The organism is Rahnella sp. Larv3_ips, assembly GCF_003697865.1.
GTDB classification, from domain to species: Bacteria; Pseudomonadota; Gammaproteobacteria; order Enterobacterales; family Enterobacteriaceae; genus Rahnella; species Rahnella rivi.
On record NZ_MJIB01000004.1, the window covers coordinates 710528 to 726904 of the forward strand.

Annotated in this window: 16 protein-coding genes; 4 read left to right on the plus strand and 12 right to left on the minus strand. The window is 55.3% G+C overall.

Going from position 1 to position 16377, the window contains the following annotated elements:
• Positions 1-57: 57 nt before the first annotated feature.
• The 3 genes from ED901_RS05655 to ED901_RS05665 are packed head-to-tail and all read right to left on the minus strand — an operon-like array spanning position 58 to position 3818.
• On the minus strand, positions 58-1293 hold the full coding sequence (locus tag ED901_RS05655; protein ID WP_056770450.1) for a cytochrome c: 1236 nt from the start codon (positions 1291-1293) through the stop codon (positions 58-60).
• Positions 1290-3053, minus strand: coding sequence for a GMC family oxidoreductase (locus tag ED901_RS05660; protein WP_122095257.1), 1764 nt, complete (start codon positions 3051-3053; stop codon positions 1290-1292). The genes ED901_RS05655 and ED901_RS05660 overlap by 4 nt, the downstream gene beginning before the upstream one ends.
• Positions 3054-3068: 15 nt before the next feature.
• A complete protein-coding gene (locus ED901_RS05665; protein ID WP_056770454.1) occupies positions 3069-3818 on the minus strand; it encodes a gluconate 2-dehydrogenase subunit 3 family protein in 750 nt (249 codons plus the stop codon).
• Positions 3819-4182: 364 nt separating this feature from the next.
• Between ED901_RS05665 and ED901_RS05670 the strand changes: the two genes are divergently transcribed.
• On the plus strand, positions 4183-5697 hold the full coding sequence (locus tag ED901_RS05670; protein ID WP_122095258.1) for a YchO/YchP family invasin: 1515 nt from the start codon (positions 4183-4185) through the stop codon (positions 5695-5697).
• A 105-nt stretch (positions 5698-5802) separates the two neighbouring features.
• Here the strand turns inward: ED901_RS05670 and uxuA are convergent, their stop codons facing one another.
• Positions 5803-6987: a mannonate dehydratase gene (gene uxuA, locus ED901_RS05675; RefSeq protein WP_122095259.1), complete on the minus strand. Its 1185-nt coding sequence runs from the start codon at positions 6985-6987 to the stop codon at positions 5803-5805.
• A gap of 197 nt (positions 6988-7184) precedes the next feature.
• On the opposite strand from uxuA, the gene ED901_RS05680 reads away from it, so the two are divergent.
• The gene (locus ED901_RS05680; protein WP_122095629.1) at positions 7185-7883 is read left to right on the plus strand and encodes a FadR/GntR family transcriptional regulator; all 699 of its coding nucleotides are present in this window, start codon (positions 7185-7187) and stop codon (positions 7881-7883) included.
• Positions 7884-8019: 136 nt separating this feature from the next.
• Here ED901_RS05680 and ED901_RS05685 read toward each other — a convergent pair whose 3' ends face one another.
• Positions 8020-8313: a DUF1161 domain-containing protein gene (locus tag ED901_RS05685; protein ID WP_056770466.1), complete on the minus strand. Its 294-nt coding sequence runs from the start codon at positions 8311-8313 to the stop codon at positions 8020-8022.
• Between the two features lie 46 nt (positions 8314-8359).
• Entirely contained in the window at positions 8360-8728 is a 369-nt protein-coding gene (locus tag ED901_RS05690; protein WP_056770469.1) for a DUF1283 family protein, read from the minus strand.
• A gap of 134 nt (positions 8729-8862) precedes the next feature.
• Here ED901_RS05690 and ED901_RS05695 point away from each other — a divergent pair, with 134 nt between their 5' ends.
• On the plus strand, positions 8863-9189 hold the full coding sequence (locus ED901_RS05695) for a YnfA family protein (RefSeq protein WP_122095260.1): 327 nt from the start codon (positions 8863-8865) through the stop codon (positions 9187-9189).
• Here ED901_RS05695 and ED901_RS05700 read toward each other — a convergent pair.
• Complete coding sequence (locus ED901_RS05700; RefSeq protein ID WP_056770472.1) at positions 9186-10091, minus strand: LysR family transcriptional regulator; 906 nt, start codon at positions 10089-10091, stop codon at positions 9186-9188. The two genes, ED901_RS05695 and ED901_RS05700, sit on opposite strands and share 4 nt — an antisense overlap.
• 310 nt (positions 10092-10401) lie before the next feature.
• On the opposite strand from ED901_RS05700, the gene ED901_RS05705 reads away from it, so the two are divergent.
• Complete coding sequence (locus ED901_RS05705) at positions 10402-11697, plus strand: NCS2 family permease (protein WP_056771944.1); 1296 nt, start codon at positions 10402-10404, stop codon at positions 11695-11697.
• 78 nt (positions 11698-11775) lie between these two features.
• Here the strand turns inward: ED901_RS05705 and ED901_RS05710 are convergent, their stop codons facing one another.
• From ED901_RS05710 to ED901_RS05730, 5 genes are all read right to left on the minus strand, one after another.
• Complete coding sequence (locus ED901_RS05710; RefSeq protein WP_056770475.1) at positions 11776-12153, minus strand: MarR family transcriptional regulator; 378 nt, start codon at positions 12151-12153, stop codon at positions 11776-11778.
• Positions 12150-12662 carry a hypothetical protein gene (locus ED901_RS05715; RefSeq protein WP_235533376.1) on the minus strand — a complete coding sequence of 171 codons (513 nt, stop codon included), beginning with the start codon at positions 12660-12662 and terminating at the stop codon, positions 12150-12152. The genes ED901_RS05710 and ED901_RS05715 overlap by 4 nt, the downstream gene beginning before the upstream one ends.
• A gap of 18 nt (positions 12663-12680) precedes the next feature.
• Positions 12681-13430: a bifunctional NADP-dependent 3-hydroxy acid dehydrogenase/3-hydroxypropionate dehydrogenase YdfG gene (gene ydfG / locus ED901_RS05720; protein WP_056770477.1), complete on the minus strand. Its 750-nt coding sequence runs from the start codon at positions 13428-13430 to the stop codon at positions 12681-12683.
• Between the two features lie 123 nt (positions 13431-13553).
• Positions 13554-14609, minus strand: a complete 1056-nt coding sequence (locus tag ED901_RS05725; protein ID WP_122095261.1) for an aldo/keto reductase — start codon at positions 14607-14609, stop codon at positions 13554-13556.
• 47 nt (positions 14610-14656) lie between these two features.
• A complete protein-coding gene (locus ED901_RS05730) occupies positions 14657-16102 on the minus strand; it encodes an MFS transporter (protein ID WP_240993872.1) in 1446 nt (481 codons plus the stop codon).
• Between the last annotated feature and the right edge of the window lie 275 nt (positions 16103-16377).

The following is a 16377-nucleotide window of genomic DNA, read 5'->3' on the forward strand; positions in this document are numbered from 1 at the left end:
ACATGACAAAAAAGAAAGGCCGCGAGTGCGGCCTTTGTCATTTTCAGAACAGCACGTTTATTTCTTCAGCGTTTCCCGCACATCTTTCACGTCTGACGCTGCCACTGGCGCAGCCGCGTTGCCCCAGCTGTTACGGATGTAGGTCAGCACGTTCGCCACGTCCGCATCGCTCATGTTTGCGTCAAACGATGGCATTGACGGCGCGGTAGGTTTGCTGTCCGTCGCCACCGGCCTGCTGCCCGCCAGCACAACGTGGATAAGCGAGGTGGCATTGGTCTGGTTAATCAGCGCAGAATCCGCCAGACGCGGGAACAGACCCTCCTGGCCTTTACCGTCCGGCGTGTGGCACGCAGAACAGCGGTCGGCATAGATGTGTTTCCCGGCGACCATCGCGCTGTCATCGGCTTTCACCGGCGCCGGCGCGTTATTCCCGCTGTCATGACCGCTGTCTTTGAGATAAACCGCCACGGCTTTCAGATCCGCATCCGTCCAGTGCTGTGACGAATTGGTCACCTCTTCCGCCATCGGTCCGGAGGCGATATCGAAACGGTTTACACCGGTTTTCAGATATTGCATCAGGTCTTCCTGCGTCCAGTTGCCCACGCCGGTGTGCTTGTTGGTGGTGATGTCCGGCGCGACCCAGTTTTCAACCACGGCGCCTTGCAGGAATTCACTGTCCTTGTCACCACCAATCATGTTTTTCGGCGTATGGCAGGTGCCGCAGTGACCTAAACCTTCAACAATGTATGCCCCGCGATTCCATTCTGCGGATTTATCCATCTGCGGCCTGAATTCGCCTTTGTTGAAGTTCAGCCAGTTCCAGCCCATCAGGCTGGTACGCACGTTGAACGGGAACGGCAGCTGGTTGGTTTCAACTTCGTGATGCACCGGTTGCAGGGTTTGCAGATAAGCCCAGATGGCGGCGTTATCTTCACGGGTCACTTTGGTGTAAGCGGTAAACGGCATCGCGCCGTACAGGCGTTTGCCACCGTGGCCGATCCCTTCAGACATCGCGCGCTGGAAGTCGTCGAAGCTCCATTTACCGATACCTGTTTCCGGATCCGGCGTGATGTTTGCGCCCACTAAACGGCCAAACGGCGTTTCAATTGGCACGCCACCGGCGAAGGGTTTGGCATCCGGCGTGGAAGCGGTATGGCAGGCGGCGCAGTCGCCGACCGTCGCCAGATAACGCCCGCGTTCCACCTGCTCGAACGATCCGTCACCGGCGGCATGGGCCAGCCCTGAAACGCTCAGTGCCAGTAAACCGAGTGAGAAGGAGGTTAACTTTTTCATGCAATCATCTCTCCCGGCTTTTTCAGATAGAAATTACGGATCGCGTGAGCCGCTTTGAAGGCCAGCGCGCCGACGGTGCCGGTCGGGTTGTAACCCGGATTCTGCGGGAAGGCAGAGGCGCCGACCACGAACAGATTAGGCACATCCCAGACCTGCAGGTGTTTGTTCACCGAACTGGTGGACGGATCCGCACCCATCACGAAACCGCCGACAACGTGGGAAGACTGATACGGCGTGCCGTTCCAGTGGCCTTTCATCGGGTTTGCCACCAGCTGGCGCGGATTCATCGCTTTGGCGATTTCCGCCACTTTGCCGGTGCAATACGCCGCCATTTTCAGATCGTTTTCCGGGAAGTCGAACGTTACGCGCAGCAGCGGACGGCCAAGGCGATCTTTGTAGTTCGGATCAAGCGACAGATAGTTGGTTTTGGTGGTGTAGCTGCTGGCCTCACAACCGATCGACATTGAGCTGAGGTAGTTGGCGACGGTCGCCTTTTTCCACTCGCTGCCCCATTTCGGTGTTCCCGGCGGAACCGGGCGATAACCGATGGGTGCGCCACCAATTGGCGTGACGCGGATGCTGCCGCCGCCGAAGAAACCCAACCCGCTGTGGTCGAAGTTATCGTTGTTGAAATCGTCAATACCCATGCCGACCGCGCCTGCGCCGATGAACGGGTTAAAGTTTTTATCGTCGAAGAACAGCTGCACGCCGTTGGCGGTCTGATAGGCGTAATTACGGCCCGTGGTGCCGCTCAGGCTTACCGGATCGTAAGGCTTGCCGATGCCGGAAAGCAGCATCAGCCGGACGTTTTCGAAGGTAAACGCGCTGACAATCACCAGATCGGCGGGTTGTTCCCACTCGTCGCCGGAGGAATCAATGTAGATAACGCCGGTGGCACGTTTGCCGGTGGAGTCGGTCAGGACCTGCATCACTTCGCAGTTGGTGCGCGCTTCGAAATTCTCTTTGCGGACAAGCGCCGGTAAAACGGTCGTGATCGCGCTGGCTTTCGAGTAGTTCGCGCAGCCGTAGTTGGTGCAGAAACCGCAGTACGTGCATGGCCCCATTTTCACGCCGAGCGGGTTGGTGTAAGGCTCGGAAATCAGTGAAGAGGGCACCGGGAAGGCTTTGTAACCCATGTTGCGCGCAGCTTCGGCGAACAGCGTCGGGCCATAAGGCTGATCCATCGGGCGGGTCGGGTACTCAATCGAGCGCATCCCTTCATACGGGTTACCGCCGTCATGATGTTCGCCTTTCACGTTGCTGGCTTTACCGGAAACCCCGGCCAGACGTTCGAAAGAGGCGTAATGCGGCTCCATCTCATCCCAGTCGGTGCCCCAGTCCTGCAACACCAGCTCTTCCGGGATGGCGTTTGCGCCGTAACGTTCGGTGAGGTGGCTTTTCAGGCGGAATTCATCCGGCTGGAAGCGAAAAGTGATCCCTGCCCAGTGGTTGCCTGCGCCGCCGGTGCCGTTCCCCGGATGGAATGAACCCCATTCGCGCATCGGTAACGCGGTTTGCGCCGGGTTGTTGCGGATGGTGATGGTGTTCTGGCGCGTGCGTAACATCAGTTCCTGACGGGAGTTGTAACGCAGTTCGTCGGTCACTGTGGCCACGTTAAAATCGCGTGCGGTATCGCGCCACGGGCCGCGTTCAATCGCCACCACGTTCAGACCTTCGTCGCACAATTCATTGGCGATGATGGAACCGGCCCAGCCGAGTCCGATCACCACCACGTCAGTTTTGGGTAATTTCTTTGCCATAATAGTGTTCTGCCCTTAGCTCTTCATTTTCCACGCGTCGCCGCCTGAAATGCTCAGCGGTTCCAGATCGAGTTTCTGGTTATGTTTGCCGACATATTCACGGTAGTCATAACGTGCGCCGGGGAAGCCCAGCATTTTCCACGACACCATGTTGCGGTTGCCGCCATAAATCGGGTCGGCAAAGAATCCTTCCATGGTGTTTTTCAGCACAATGGCGAAGAACAGTTTGGAATCGATCCCATCGAGAGCGATTTTTCCGCTTTCCAGACCGGACAAAATCTGGTCCTGCTGGTCGCCGGGCAGATCTTTGAACAACTTCTGATGCTGTGACTGGGTCAGTTTGTTCAGCGCAGCCAGACCGAGGCGGTAGCGCTGCTGCGGAACCAGCGGTGACTGATCGCCTTGTTCCGGCGTGCCTTCCTGGAAAGGGCCTTCCATATAAAGACGGGCATAGGTGCCGTAGAAACCGGCCATCTGGCGATCGATAAACACGGCACAACCGGCGTCTTTTCCGCCCACGCTCAGATCGTCGGCGGGTACCAGACGGTCAACAATGGCTTCCAGTGTGGCGGCTTCGGCATCGGTGAAAAACACCCAGCCGTCGGTTTCAATCTGTGGAGGCGGGCTGGCGTCGAAGGGGCTCCACACGGGCGTACCTTTGAGCGTCACCGCATTGGCGGCTTTGGCGGCGCCCAGCACTGCGGAGGCGGCCGTGAACGAGAGAATTTGCCGACGGGTTACCCCGGGCAAGGTTTTTTTGCTCATTTATGTTCCCTGTTTGTTATAGAAAATCGCTACAGAGGGCGGTCAGGCGTGCTATCAGCAACGCGCTGCAAAAGCAGTCGGGTGGCGTTGTGATAATCGTTAACATGCTAAGGATAAGTGATAAATCCGGGTAAGGATAAATAGAATGAATGTTAAAAATGTTATGAAATGTGTGTGAATGGTTTTTTATGTTGTAATTTTAGACGATTAATTGACGAATGTTTACATTTTAAACGTTAAGTTCATGGGGATAATCCGTCGCGGTCATCAGGACGGGAAGTCTGATGTGGCCTTTCGTGGCCTGAGGGTTGAAATATGCTGCCTGTCAGCTAAGATCACCTCTCACTGGCAAAATGTGCAAGGCATGACAAACGTCACAGATTTTTTTTCATATTTATTGAAGCGTTCGGGACCTTCCTGTCTTTCCGTGCTTATCGCCGGGGCAGGGACTTTTTATGCTGTCGGCGCCTTTGCGCTGACGGCAGACCCGGCTGAAAGCAATTCCGCCGCCCTTAACCTCAGTTACGATCTTTCCGGCTTCCTTCCCGCCAGTGACCAGCAGTCAGCCTTCAATACCGGCGGCGGCGCTCAGCCTGCGGCTTTGCCGAGCCTGGGCAGCCAGTACATCAAAAGTGCTTCCGGCCCGACCGCAACCGAAAAGCAACTGGCGACGACCCTCAAAGAGCTTGGCACCACCACGGCAGACAGCGACGATCCGTTGCGCCTGCAGGCAGAAAATCTGGCGCTGGGTCAGGCGGCGAAGCTGGTGCAGAAAGAAACCAACAGTTTACTGTCACCGCTCGGCACCGTCAGCACCACGCTGGATATGACCGGGCATAATCTTGACGGCAGCTCCGGGCAGCTTTTCAGCCCGCTGTACAATACCGATAATAATCTGGTGTACAGCCAGATCGGTTTGCAGAGTGCGAGCGATGCTACGGTTGGGAATTTCGGCGTCGGACAGCGTATCAACACCGGCGCGTGGATGCTGGGCTACAACGCGTTCATCGATAACGATTTCGATCATCAGCTCACGCGCGGCAGTCTGGGGGCGGAAGCCTGGTCAGACTATCTGCGTCTCTCCACCAACTATTATCACCCGATCTCCTCGTATAAAGCGGACAGCCGCACCTCCGCCCAGCAGCGTCGTCAGGCGCGCGGGTATGACATCACCACCAAAGGGTATTTGCCGTTTTATCGCCAGCTTGGGGCATCGCTCAGTTATGAGCAGTATTTCGGTAACCAGGTGGATTTGTTCGGTAACGGCACGCGACAGAGCAATCCGTCGGCGGTGTCATTCGGGCTGAATTACACGCCGGTGCCGCTGGTGACCGTAATGGCCGAGCATCAGGCCGGTCAGGATGGCGATAATCAGGATCTGGTGAAACTGACGCTTAACTATCGTCTCGGCGTTCCGCTGGATCAGCAGTTGTCGGCGCGCAATGTGGCGGCGGCGAACTCGCTGCGCGGCAGCCGGATGGCGATGGTCGATCGTAATAATATGCCGGTGATGGAGTTTAAGCAGCGCAAAACCCTGTCGGTCTTCCTCGCCACGCCGCCGTGGACGTTACAGCCGGGGGAAACGGTTCCGCTGAAACTGCAATTACGCGCACTGAATTCTGTCGTGGCGCTGAGCTGGCAGGGCGATACCCAGGCGCTGAGCCTGACGCCGCCAGCCAATAACCGCAATGCCGATGGCTGGAGTGTGATTGTGCCGCCGTGGGATGAGTCGCCGGGCGCGAGTAACAGCTATCGCTTATCCGTTACGGTGGAAGACAGTCAATCGCAGAAAGTAACCTCGAACTGGATCACGCTGACCGTCGCGCCGCCGCTGGCCGCACAGCCGCAATACGGTAACGAAGCCGGTCTGAATTTCTGATCTGAGGGTCTGAGAGAAGGTGCGCATAACCTCCCCGGTGATGAAGGGGAGGGTGGCGCAGTTAAGACGATGTTGGCAGTTAACGCGTGCGCAGCCGGAGATGGCTTACTCTGTGAAGAAACTGACTTTCAGTGCCCGTTCAACCCCTCTGAGTTCCGCCAGTCCGCGTAAACGGCCAATAGCGGAATAACCCGGATTGGTCTTCTTGTTCAAATCATCCAGCATCTGATGGCCGTGATCCGGGCGCATCGGAATAGCGCGCTGATTTCCGGCACGGCGGCGGGTTTGCTCTTCGGTCAGAATGGCTTTGATCACCGCGACCATATCCACGTCACCGTCCAGATGGTCGGCCTCATGGAAACTTCCCGGTACCTCTTCACGCTGCGTCGCGCGCAGATGAATGAAGTGAACGCGATCGGCGAAGGTGGTCATCATCTTCACTAAATCATTGTCCTCACGCACGCCGTAAGAACCGGTGCAGAAACAGAAACCGTTATGGATGCTGTCTGCCGTGTCTTTCAGCCACTGCATATCTTCAATGGTGGAGACAATGCGCGGAAGGCCGAGAATAGGGCGCGGAGGATCGTCAGGATGAACCGCCAGACTCAATCCGCATTCCTCTGCCACCGGCACAATACTGCGCAGGAAATGCGCCATGTTTTCACGCAGCTTCGCTTTGTCGATCCCGTCGTAAGTTGCCAGACGCGCGCGGAACTGTTCCAGCGTGTAGCCTTCTTCCGCGCCCGGCAGACCGGCAATAATGTTGGCGACCAGGGTGTCTTTTTCTGCCTGAGTCATCGCCGCGAAATAATCAGCAGCCTGTTTTTGCTCTTCAGCGCTGTAAGAGGATGTCGCCCCTTCACGTTGCAAAAGGTGTAATTCGAAGGCGGCAAAAGCGATGTGATCGAAACGCAATGCGCGGGAACCGTCCGGCAGGAGATAACCGAGATCGGTACGCGTCCAGTCCAGAACCGGCATGAAGTTGTAGCAGACGGTGTCGATGCCACAGGCCGCGAGGTTACGGATTGACTGCTGGTAGTTGGCAATGTGCTGCTCAACGTTGCCGCTGCGGGTTTTGATCTCTTCATGCACCGGAATACTTTCTACCACCGACCACACCAGACCTTTCGCTTCCACCTCAGCCTGACGTTTTTTGATCTCCTCAACCGGCCACACTTCGCCGTTCGGAATATGGTGCAGGGCGGTGACCACGCCGGTTGCGCCAGCCTGACGCACATCATCAAGCGATACCGGGTCTTTCGGGCCGTACCAACGCCATGTCTGTTCCATCTGATTTCCTTAATTATTTTACTGATGCTTGCCAATGTAGTTGACGCATGGCCGGTGATAAGTTCAATCTTAGTGCACGGCATGGTCCGGTGGTCTGCTGGTCAGGCCATCAGACCAACATATGATTCAGCATCAAACCGATGATTAATGTGATCGGGATAACAAATCTGGGATTCAGCACCAGCACGGAGAAAACAATGGAATTACCTACACTGAAAGTCGAACGGCTGTATCGCCAGATTTCTAATGTCCTGATTAACTGTATTAAGACCGGGCAATTTCTGCCGGGGGCGATGATCCCTTCGGAGCGCGATCTCTCCAAACAACTGGGCGTCAGCCGCTCCTCTATTCGTGAAGCGCTGATTGCGCTGGAGATCACCGGCTGGGTGGAAATTCGTACCGGAAACGGGGTGTACGTCAGCAATCCCCTGCCGGACGGCTCGCCGGTGGTTCACGCCGCGCCCGCAGAAGAAGAGTTCAGCCTGCAATCATTAGTGAAAGCGCGTCAGATTTATGAAGCCATGACCGCAGAACTGGCGGCCATCAACGGCACTGACGACCAGCGCGCGAAACTCAAAGAGATTGCCCGCGAGCTTAACGAGCTGAACGCCAATAATGACGCTTTCCTCGAAGCCGACCGCCGTTTCCATCTGATGATCAGCGAAATGACCGGCAACGAAGTGCTGCACGATATGATGGGATACCTGTGGGATAAGCGTCAGTCGCGCCGGTTTATGCGGCTTGAAAGCCACTATACCGAGGTGGATTTTGCGCGTGAGATGAACGCGGATCATCAGGGAATTTTGGATTCGATTCTGGCGCGTGACGGCGCGGGTGCCAAAGCGCGAATGAGCAGGCATCTTCAGCACGTATACGATCAGCTGTTTGCCGGGTGAGTGGTCGCGTGTGAGAAATTAAGGGGGGGGAGAAAAGGAATCAGGGGAGCAGAAGCTCCCCAGGGTATTTCGGTGTCAGGGGATGACGCGGTTAGCGCTCATCAGCCCGACATCGTCTGGCCGGTGCTGCCGAAGACTACTGAGAGTCCTGGCTGGTGCCGGTTTTAGGGCTTGAGGCTGTCTCATCGCCCGCGTCCGCGGTTTTGGTGTAGATGATCTTCTGGCTGTCGTTTCCGCAATGCCCGACCACCTGTCCGCCGGCCTGATCTGCCTGATCGTTAGGTACGATGTCCAGTTTGAAGCCGGACTCCGGCAAACCGTTTGCAACGATTTTCGACGTAATATCTGCCTTCACGCTTTCACAGGAAGCTTGTGCGACGAGGGGGGCCAGCATGACCACCGCAAGACCGGCTAAAAGTGTCTTTTTCATCATTCATTCCTTTTATGAAAATCAACGTATCAATGAGTTTAGCAGATTACGGCGCCATTAACTGACGACCGGTCCGGCGATCGAGGCAGCGCTCGGTGTTCGGTTCCCAGTAGGCATTAATATTCTGGCTGGCTTCGCACTTGTCGCGCAGATCCACCGAGTTGTCGTACTTGGAGAAATCTTTCTCGTTGCGCTGGTTTTTCATGGCGCGCAGGCGCTGAGTTTCATTCCACTGTTCTTTGCTCTGACGTGCTTCTTCGTTGGTCATGGCATCATTGCCGGTACCGCCAAAGACACAGGTTCCGCCCGCGCAGTTGGTGGCTGCCAGTGCAGGGGCCTGCCAGCCCGCTGTCATGACCAGCAAGGCAACCGGCAATACGCTGCGGGTCAGTCGGGACATAAACGTTGTATTCATTAGCTCATCCTTTTATTTTTACACATCGCTCAGGCGAATATATCAATTATAACATCCCGCTCAATGACGTCATCCTCTGACAGTGAACTCATTGATTTGTGATTGAACTACGGACTGTAAACCTGACAAATATGATGCTCAAAACTTCTTTACTGTTCTTTGCGACGGCGCTGGCGGAAATTATCGGCTGTTTTTTGCCTTATCTCTGGTTACGCAAAGGCGGCAGCGCATGGCTTTTATTCCCTGCGGCGCTCAGCCTGGCGGCTTTTGTCTGGCTGCTCACGCTGCATCCGGCGGCCAGCGGCAGGGTGTATGCGGCCTACGGCGGCGTGTACGTGATGACGGCGATGCTGTGGCTGCGCTTCGTGGATGGCGTGAAACTCAGCACCACTGACTGGCTGGGGGCCTGCGTGGCGCTGGCGGGAATGCTGATTATTATTTCCGGCTGGAAAGCCGCTTAATGCGTTAACTGCTCCATCATGACGATGACTTTCTGAATCACCATTTGCGCCGCGCGGGAAAGTTGCCTGCGCGGGGCGACGCACAAAGCCAGCGTCAGCGGTTTGGCGGTACGGCCCTGCAACGGCACAAACGCCAGCCGCTGTTCCTGCAAATCGGGCAGGACATCTAACAAACTCAACACGCCGACCCCGGCACCTTTGCGGATAAGTTCGCGCATCATACGTACGTCATTACAGACGATCGACGGCGTTTCCAGCAGCTGATAACGGTTGTACAGCAGTTTGGCGCGGGCATTGACCATGAGCGGCTCAGACGGAATGATCTGCCGGTAAGCGGCGATATCGCTGAACGACAGCGACGTCTGATGAGACAGTTCATGCCCGACCGGCATGGCGATGCCGATCGGCAGTTCAGCAAACGCCCGTACTTCCAGCCCGGTATGTTCCACCGGATCAAGCAACAAACCGAAATCCACTTCTGCGGAACTCACCTGTTCGCTGATATTGCGGCTGTCTTCAATGCGGATATCAAAGGTCAGATAAGGGTGTTCCTTGCCGACGTCGGCAATCAGTTCTGCGACCATGCCTTCGCTCAGCGCAGCAATCATCGAAATCGTGACGTGACCGCGCCGTAATCCCTGGATTTCATCAAACCTTTCACGCGTGCGGGAAAATTCTTTTCGCCAGCGGCGAATGTCATCGAACAAGATTTCACCCGCCGACGTCAGTTTCAGCCCGGTTGGAAGCCGTTCAAACAGCGGGGTTTCCAGCGTCTGTTCGGCCTGTAAAATTTGCCGGTTGATGGCTGAAGCCGAGACGTGCAGCACTTCCGCCGCTTTGCGCAAACTTCCTGTTCGGGCGACCTCGGTAAAATATTGCGAAAAACGGGAGAATGGCGACATGGGTGTACTAATTTATGCAGTGAATAAGTGAGATATCTATTATGGACTGCATCACTCATTTTTCCTAGATTGTGCGATGCCCCTTTATAAAACAATGTCCTCAGGTTGTTTTATGTGCAAAGTGGCAATGACAGGGTTCGTCAAAACACGTTTTCAGCTCGTGTTCCGCTATCAGTATCAGGCAGTGGGGCGAATTGTGGCATCCTCACTGCGGGCGCGCGGGCGTGTTTTGAATAACAACACTAATAACAAGCGTGCGCTATTTGATCGCCAGATCAAAAGTGATCATGCGACCAAGAGATTCCTTCTCATGTTAGAAAAACTATTTAAGTTAAAAGCTCACCGCACTAACGTGCGGACTGAGATTGTGGCAGGACTGACTACGTTTTTAGCAATGGCCTATATTCTGTTTGTTAACCCGTCTATTTTGGGCGCGACGGGGATGGATAAAGGCTCGGTATTCGTGGCAACCTGTCTTGCTGCCGCAATCGGTTCCGCACTGATGGGCTTTATCGCCAACTACCCGATCGCGCTGGCGCCGGGCATGGGGTTAAACGCCTTTTTCACCTACACCGTGGTTCTGCATATGGGTTACACGTGGCAGATTGCGTTGGGTGCCGTTTTCCTTTCCGCCTGTATTTTCTTCGCGTTATCTATCTTTAAAATCCGCGAGTGGATTATCCGCAGTATTCCGCTGCCGCTGCGTTCGGCCATTGCCGCAGGTATTGGTTTATTCCTGGCGCTGATTGCGCTGGAAAATGCCGGTATCGTGATCGCGAACCCGGCCACGCTGGTGGGGTTGGGTGATTTGACGAAACCGGGCCCGCTGTTCGCGATGCTGGGCTTTATCCTGATCGTGGTGCTGGAAGCGCGAAAAGTCACCGGTGCGGTGCTGATCGGCGTGCTGGCGGTTACCGTGCTGGCGATCGCGCTGGGCTATTCAGCTTTCGGCGGGATTATGTCGATGCCGCCGTCTATTGCGCCGACCTTTATGCAACTGGACATCAAAGGCGCATTCAACGTTTCGCTGATTAGCGTGATCTTCGCCTTCCTGTTTGTGGATGTGTTTGATAACTCCGGTACCCTGATTGGCGTGACCAAACGTGCCGGTCTGGCAGACGAAGATGGCAACATCCCGAAAATGGGCCGTGCGCTGGTGGCTGACAGCGCCGCTGCGCTGTTCGGTTCGCTGCTCGGCACATCAACCACCACCAGTTATATCGAATCGGCGGCGGGCGTCAGCGCCGGTGGCCGTACCGGTCTGACTGCGATTGTGGTTGCCATCCTGTTTCTGCTGAGCCTGTTCTTCGCACCACTGGCAGGCAGCGTTCCGGCCTTCGCCACTGCGCCTGCGCTGCTGTTTATCGCGGTGCTGATGACCTCCGGTCTGGCTGAAATCGACTGGAAAGACATCACGGTCGCCGCACCGGTCACCGTGACCGCGCTGACCATGCCGTTCACTTATTCCATCGCCAACGGTATCGCGTTTGGTTTCATCACCTGGACGCTGTGTAAACTGCTGAGCGGCCGCTGGCGTGAGCTGAATTCTGCGCTGATCGTGCTGTCGATTCTGTTCGTGATCAAACTGGGCTGGCTGAGCGCGTAACCGTTACGTCAGACATCAGTCAGAAGAGGGCGCGGGCAGGTTTGCCGCGCCTTTTTTTGTGAGTGGCATACCCGTCAGTCAGGCTGCCGTTCTGGCAGCGGAGGGGAAATTCTCGACGCGGATATCAAATTCCGTAAACAGCGCGACCGGGCGTTTCCTGGCACCGAAAGCCACCATCTTCACAAACCCACGATTCTCGAGAGTTTTCAGCGTTTTGGACAAGTTGCTTTTATGTCGCCCGGAAAGTGTCGCCAGTTCTGTCAGGGTTTGCGGATTGCGCTCATACATCAGGCTGAGCAATGCAATATTGTCCGGGCTGAGGATCTGCGCCAGTGCGGCCAGTGAGTTGTACCAAATTTTCGGTTCATCCGCCGCTGGCTTATAGTCGCCCTTAAGGATTGCCAGCATACGCTGACGAACCATCTCTTCCGGCATTACGCCAATAAGTGCTTTCATTCGGACCTCTTAACATCCTTGATTATTGAGTCTGTTGCCTGCCAAAAATCGTCAAGCAGTTGGCAGGGTGATGTAAACATGTAGGGCGTTCCTTTTTGTCTGATTCCCTTATGCAGATGATCGTAGGTCACGGACCTGCCGTGATAAACGCCACGTTTGCCTGAGATCACTGCATGACTGTTATCCATTCCATAGACCCGCTGATCGTGATTATCATGCAGAGTCAGGTTATAGCGAATGCCGTGGGGAACCGTCACCGTTTTCGGTACGCGCCGGGCTTCAATTTTCCACCAGTAACCTGACGTGGTGTAGTTAATCCAGCCATTAAGTTCCAGTAAGTATTCGAGTCCGTTCTCAAAATTGGCTTCCATAGTAGAACCTGTGTGTTGTGAGGTGATCATAACTCTTTGTGCGAAATACAACCAGCACAATTCAGGTGCAAAATGCCGCTTTTCATCAAAATAAACCAATAAAAAAAGCAGCCTGAGCTGCTTTTCATTATTTTTCATCAGGTTCAGGAAGCAAGATCACTCTTCGCGATGGACCTGCAATCCGGCGAGAGACTGGCTGACTGGCATCATTTCGATGCTGTTGATGTTGACGTGCGCAGGGAGCGTGGACACCCAGAAAACGGATTCGGCAACGTCAGTGGCGGTCAGCGGGTTAGTGTTGTCGTAGGTTTTGCTGGCTTTCTCATCGTCACCCTTAAAGCGGATGTTTGAGAATTCAGTACCGCCGCACAGGCCCGGTTCGATGTTGGTGACGCGAACGTGAGTGCCGTGCAGATCGGTGCGCAGGTTCAGGCTGAACTGACGCACAAAAGCTTTGGTCGCGCCGTAGACGTTACCCCCGGCATACGGCCAGTTACCGGCAGTGGAACCGATGTTGATCACATGCCCGGTATTGCGCTCAACCATGCCCGGCAAGACGGCGCGGGTCATGTACACCAGCCCTTTGGTGTTGGTGTCGATCATTTTGTCCCAGTCTTCCAGCGACGCTTTATCCGCTTTTTCCAGACCAAGCGCCAGACCGGCGTTATTGACCAGCACGTCGATGTTGCGCCAGTCAGCAGGCAGGCTGTCGATGGCATCCTGGATGGATGCGCGGTTAGTGACATCCAGCTCAACAGCGTACAGCGCGTCTCCCAGTTCGGCTTTCAGGTCGTCCAGACGCTCTTTGCGGCGGCCAGATGCAATCACTTTATGACCTTCTTTGACAAACCTGCGTGCGATTTCTGCACCAAATCCGGCAGTGGCGCCGGTAACAAAAATAATCATCCCGGTAATCCTCAATATTTAAGCAAGGTGCTCAGTGCACTCAAAAAGACCTTCACAGTATTAACACAAAAATAACACGACCGGCACTCTCTGCCGACCGTGTTACGTTTCATTTTATTGCCGTTACTTTTTCAGATAGGGCGCAATCAGCGATAAATCCGCGGCGGACAAACGATCCGGTGCCGTCTGCGCCTGGTGCCAATAAGGATACAACAAAGGCAACTGACTGACCTGATTAAGTCGTTCAATTTCTTCATTATTGAGAGTTAAACCGGCGGCGAGCAGGTTGTCCTGCAACTGAGTTTCATTGCGCGCTCCGACAATCACCGAGGTCACCTGCGGGCGGGCAATCAGCCAGGCCAGCGCAATCTGCGCCGCGGAAACGCCACGGGCTTCGGCGATACAGACCAGCACATCGACCACGTCGTACAGCGCGCTTTCATCACGCACCGGCGGCTCGCCCCAGTCTGCCAGATGGCGGGTGCCTTCCGGCGCAGCCTGATTGCGGCGATATTTACCGGAGAGCAGGCCGCCTGCCAGCGGGCTCCAGACCAGCGTACCCAGCCCCTGATCTTGCGCGGCGGGCAGCAACTCGTATTCGGCTTCGCGGGCCTGCAGGGTGTAATGGATTTGCTGGCTGACCGGGCGGATATAATGATGGGCATCGGCCACGCCCAGCGTTTTCATCACATGCCAGGCGGAGAAATTAGAGATACCGACGTACCGCACTTTCCCGCTGCTGACCAGATCGTCGAGCGCGCGCAGGGTTTCTTCCAGCGGCGTCAGGCCGTCCCATTCATGCAACTGATACAAATCCAGATAATCCGTATTCAGACGCTTCAGGCTGGCTTCGCAGGCGCGCAGAATGTGATGACGTGACGAACCGCGATCGTTCGGACCTTCGCCCATCGGGAAGCGGGCTTTACTGGCGACCAGCACGTCATGGCGTTTGTCGCCGAGCGCCTTACCGAGGATCACTTCTGATTCACCGCCTGAATAAACATCGGCGGTATCGAACAGATTGATACCGGCGTCCAGACATAATCCTATCTGGCGCTGAGCGGCCTCAACGTCGGTTTGCCCGGTTTTTGCGAATTTGCCCTGACCACCAAATGTCATGGTGCCGAGGCTTAAAACTGAAACTTTCAGGCCAGAGCGGCCTAACAGACGGTATTCCATGGTTTAACTCCATTTTTCGGATACGTAATTTCAGTCTGGCTGCGCCATTATTTTTCCGGTACAGCCGGTGGGGTTACAGATTCTTTTTTGCGTCGTATTTCATCGCCTGCCGTTTTGTCGAGCGTCAGGCTGTCGAGCGTACCGGCCAGAGAAAACAGGCCGATGATGATAAAAGCAATATGAAACGTGCCGGTCTGCAACGTGTCGCTGGCGGGCAGAAAATGTTCGGCGATGCGCAGGGAAAGCGCGCCGATGGCGATACCCAGCCCGGTAGAAAGCTGCTGCGCGGTGTTAAACAGCGTATTCGCGCCCCCCATTTGTTCAGAGGGCACCTGCGAAAAGGCCAGCGTATTGAGGGCAGTGAACTGCATCGAGCGGCTCATGCCGCTGGCGAATAACAGCAGCAGCGTCAGCGCCGTCGGCACGTTTGGCGTTAACAGCGCACAGGCAAAAATGGTCGCAGAATTGATCAGGCCGTTAACCAGCATAATCGACTTAAAGCGGAAGCGGTGCAAAATCGCTGAGGTAAAAGGCTTCATCGCCAGATTTCCGGCAAAAACCGCGAGCACCAGCAAACCGGCATTAAAAGCACTCATGCCGTAACCGAGCTGGAACATCAGCGGCAGCAGAAACGGCAGGGCACCGATGGCAATACGAAACAGCGAACCGCCGTAAATAGTGACCGCGTAACTTTTGATTTTCATCGCCGTCAGCGGCAGCAACGGGTGCGCCGCCCGGCGTGAATGCCAGATAGCCAGCGCCCCGGTCAACAGCGCGCCGCCGATCATCGCGAAAGGTTTCCAGTCGATACGCCCTTCATTGAATTTATCCAGCCCGAAAATCAGCCCGAGGCAGGCAATCCCGGTCAGCACAAATCCGGTCACATCGAAGGGTACGCCTTTTTCGCCGGGAATAAGCGGGATCAGTTTCCGGCTAAACCACAGAGCAATACACCCGAGCGGCACGTTGAGGATAAAGATCCAGTGCCATGAGGCATAGGTGGTGATAAATCCGCCGAGCGGCGGTCCGAGAATGGGGGCGACCAGCCCCGGCCAGGTGATGGTGGCGATGGCGCGGATCAAATCCGATTTCCGGGTGTTTTTCAGCACCACCAACCGCCCGACCGGCACCATCAGCGCACCGGCAAAGCCCTGCAACATTCGGGCAGCGGTAAACGTCGGCAGGCTGGTGCTGGCGGAACATAACACCGAGGCGAGAGTGAACAACACCAGCGCCAGCGAGAAAACATTGCGGGTGCCGAAACGGTTTGCAATCCAGCCGCTGGCGGGAATAAATACCGTGAGCGTCAGAATGTACGCCGACACACCGATATTCATATCCACCGGATGCACCCCGAAATCTTTCGCCATCTGCGGCAGCGCAGTCACGATCACCGTGGCATCGAGGTTTTCCATAAAGAACGCGCCTGCCACCAGTAATGGCAAAGCAGAACCGGGCGGCAGCGAGAATTTTTTGTTTGGGAAGAAGCTCATAGAAGGTAAGCGCGCTAATGAAACAGGCAATGCCTGAGCATAGCGCATCGGGGTGTGGCGTCAACGGTGAATAACAGGAAAGGTTATCTGTTAATCATTCCTTTAACGCTTACGCGTTTTTTTCCCTCTGATATGTCGCGCAGGGTTAATACGCGAGGCGTAAATACGTGCTGGCAATATCATTTCGCACATTTAAATAGTCATCATTGTTCAGGTGGAACATAATGCCCGGCCTGTTTATTAATAATGGCAATGATTCATCAGTGTGTTGAATT

Coding starts and splice junctions, on each gene's coding strand:
- ED901_RS05700 (WP_056770472.1), bottom strand. CDS start 10,091: ATGTCGCCATTCTCCCGTTTTTCGCAATATTTTACCGAGGTCGCCCGA.
- ED901_RS05690 (WP_056770469.1), bottom strand. CDS start 8,728: ATGAATACAACGTTTATGTCCCGACTGACCCGCAGCGTATTGCCGGTT.
- ED901_RS05685 (WP_056770466.1), bottom strand. CDS start 8,313: ATGAAAAAGACACTTTTAGCCGGTCTTGCGGTGGTCATGCTGGCCCCC.
- ydfG (WP_056770477.1), bottom strand. CDS start 13,430: ATGATTATTTTTGTTACCGGCGCCACTGCCGGATTTGGTGCAGAAATC.
- ED901_RS05660 (WP_122095257.1), bottom strand. CDS start 3,053: ATGGCAAAGAAATTACCCAAAACTGACGTGGTGGTGATCGGACTCGGC.
- ED901_RS05680 (WP_122095629.1), top strand. CDS start 7,185: ATGGAATTACCTACACTGAAAGTCGAACGGCTGTATCGCCAGATTTCT.
- uxuA (WP_122095259.1), bottom strand. CDS start 6,987: ATGGAACAGACATGGCGTTGGTACGGCCCGAAAGACCCGGTATCGCTT.
- ED901_RS05670 (WP_122095258.1), top strand. CDS start 4,183: ATGACAAACGTCACAGATTTTTTTTCATATTTATTGAAGCGTTCGGGA.
- ED901_RS05695 (WP_122095260.1), top strand. CDS start 8,863: ATGCTCAAAACTTCTTTACTGTTCTTTGCGACGGCGCTGGCGGAAATT.
- ED901_RS05655 (WP_056770450.1), bottom strand. CDS start 1,293: ATGAAAAAGTTAACCTCCTTCTCACTCGGTTTACTGGCACTGAGCGTT.
- ED901_RS05725 (WP_122095261.1), bottom strand. CDS start 14,609: ATGGAATACCGTCTGTTAGGCCGCTCTGGCCTGAAAGTTTCAGTTTTA.
- ED901_RS05710 (WP_056770475.1), bottom strand. CDS start 12,153: ATGAAAGCACTTATTGGCGTAATGCCGGAAGAGATGGTTCGTCAGCGT.
- ED901_RS05705 (WP_056771944.1), top strand. CDS start 10,402: ATGTTAGAAAAACTATTTAAGTTAAAAGCTCACCGCACTAACGTGCGG.
- ED901_RS05715 (WP_235533376.1), bottom strand. CDS start 12,662: ATGAAAAATAATGAAAAGCAGCTCAGGCTGCTTTTTTTATTGGTTTAT.
- ED901_RS05665 (WP_056770454.1), bottom strand. CDS start 3,818: ATGAGCAAAAAAACCTTGCCCGGGGTAACCCGTCGGCAAATTCTCTCG.
- ED901_RS05730 (WP_240993872.1), bottom strand. CDS start 16,102: ATGAGCTTCTTCCCAAACAAAAAATTCTCGCTGCCGCCCGGTTCTGCT.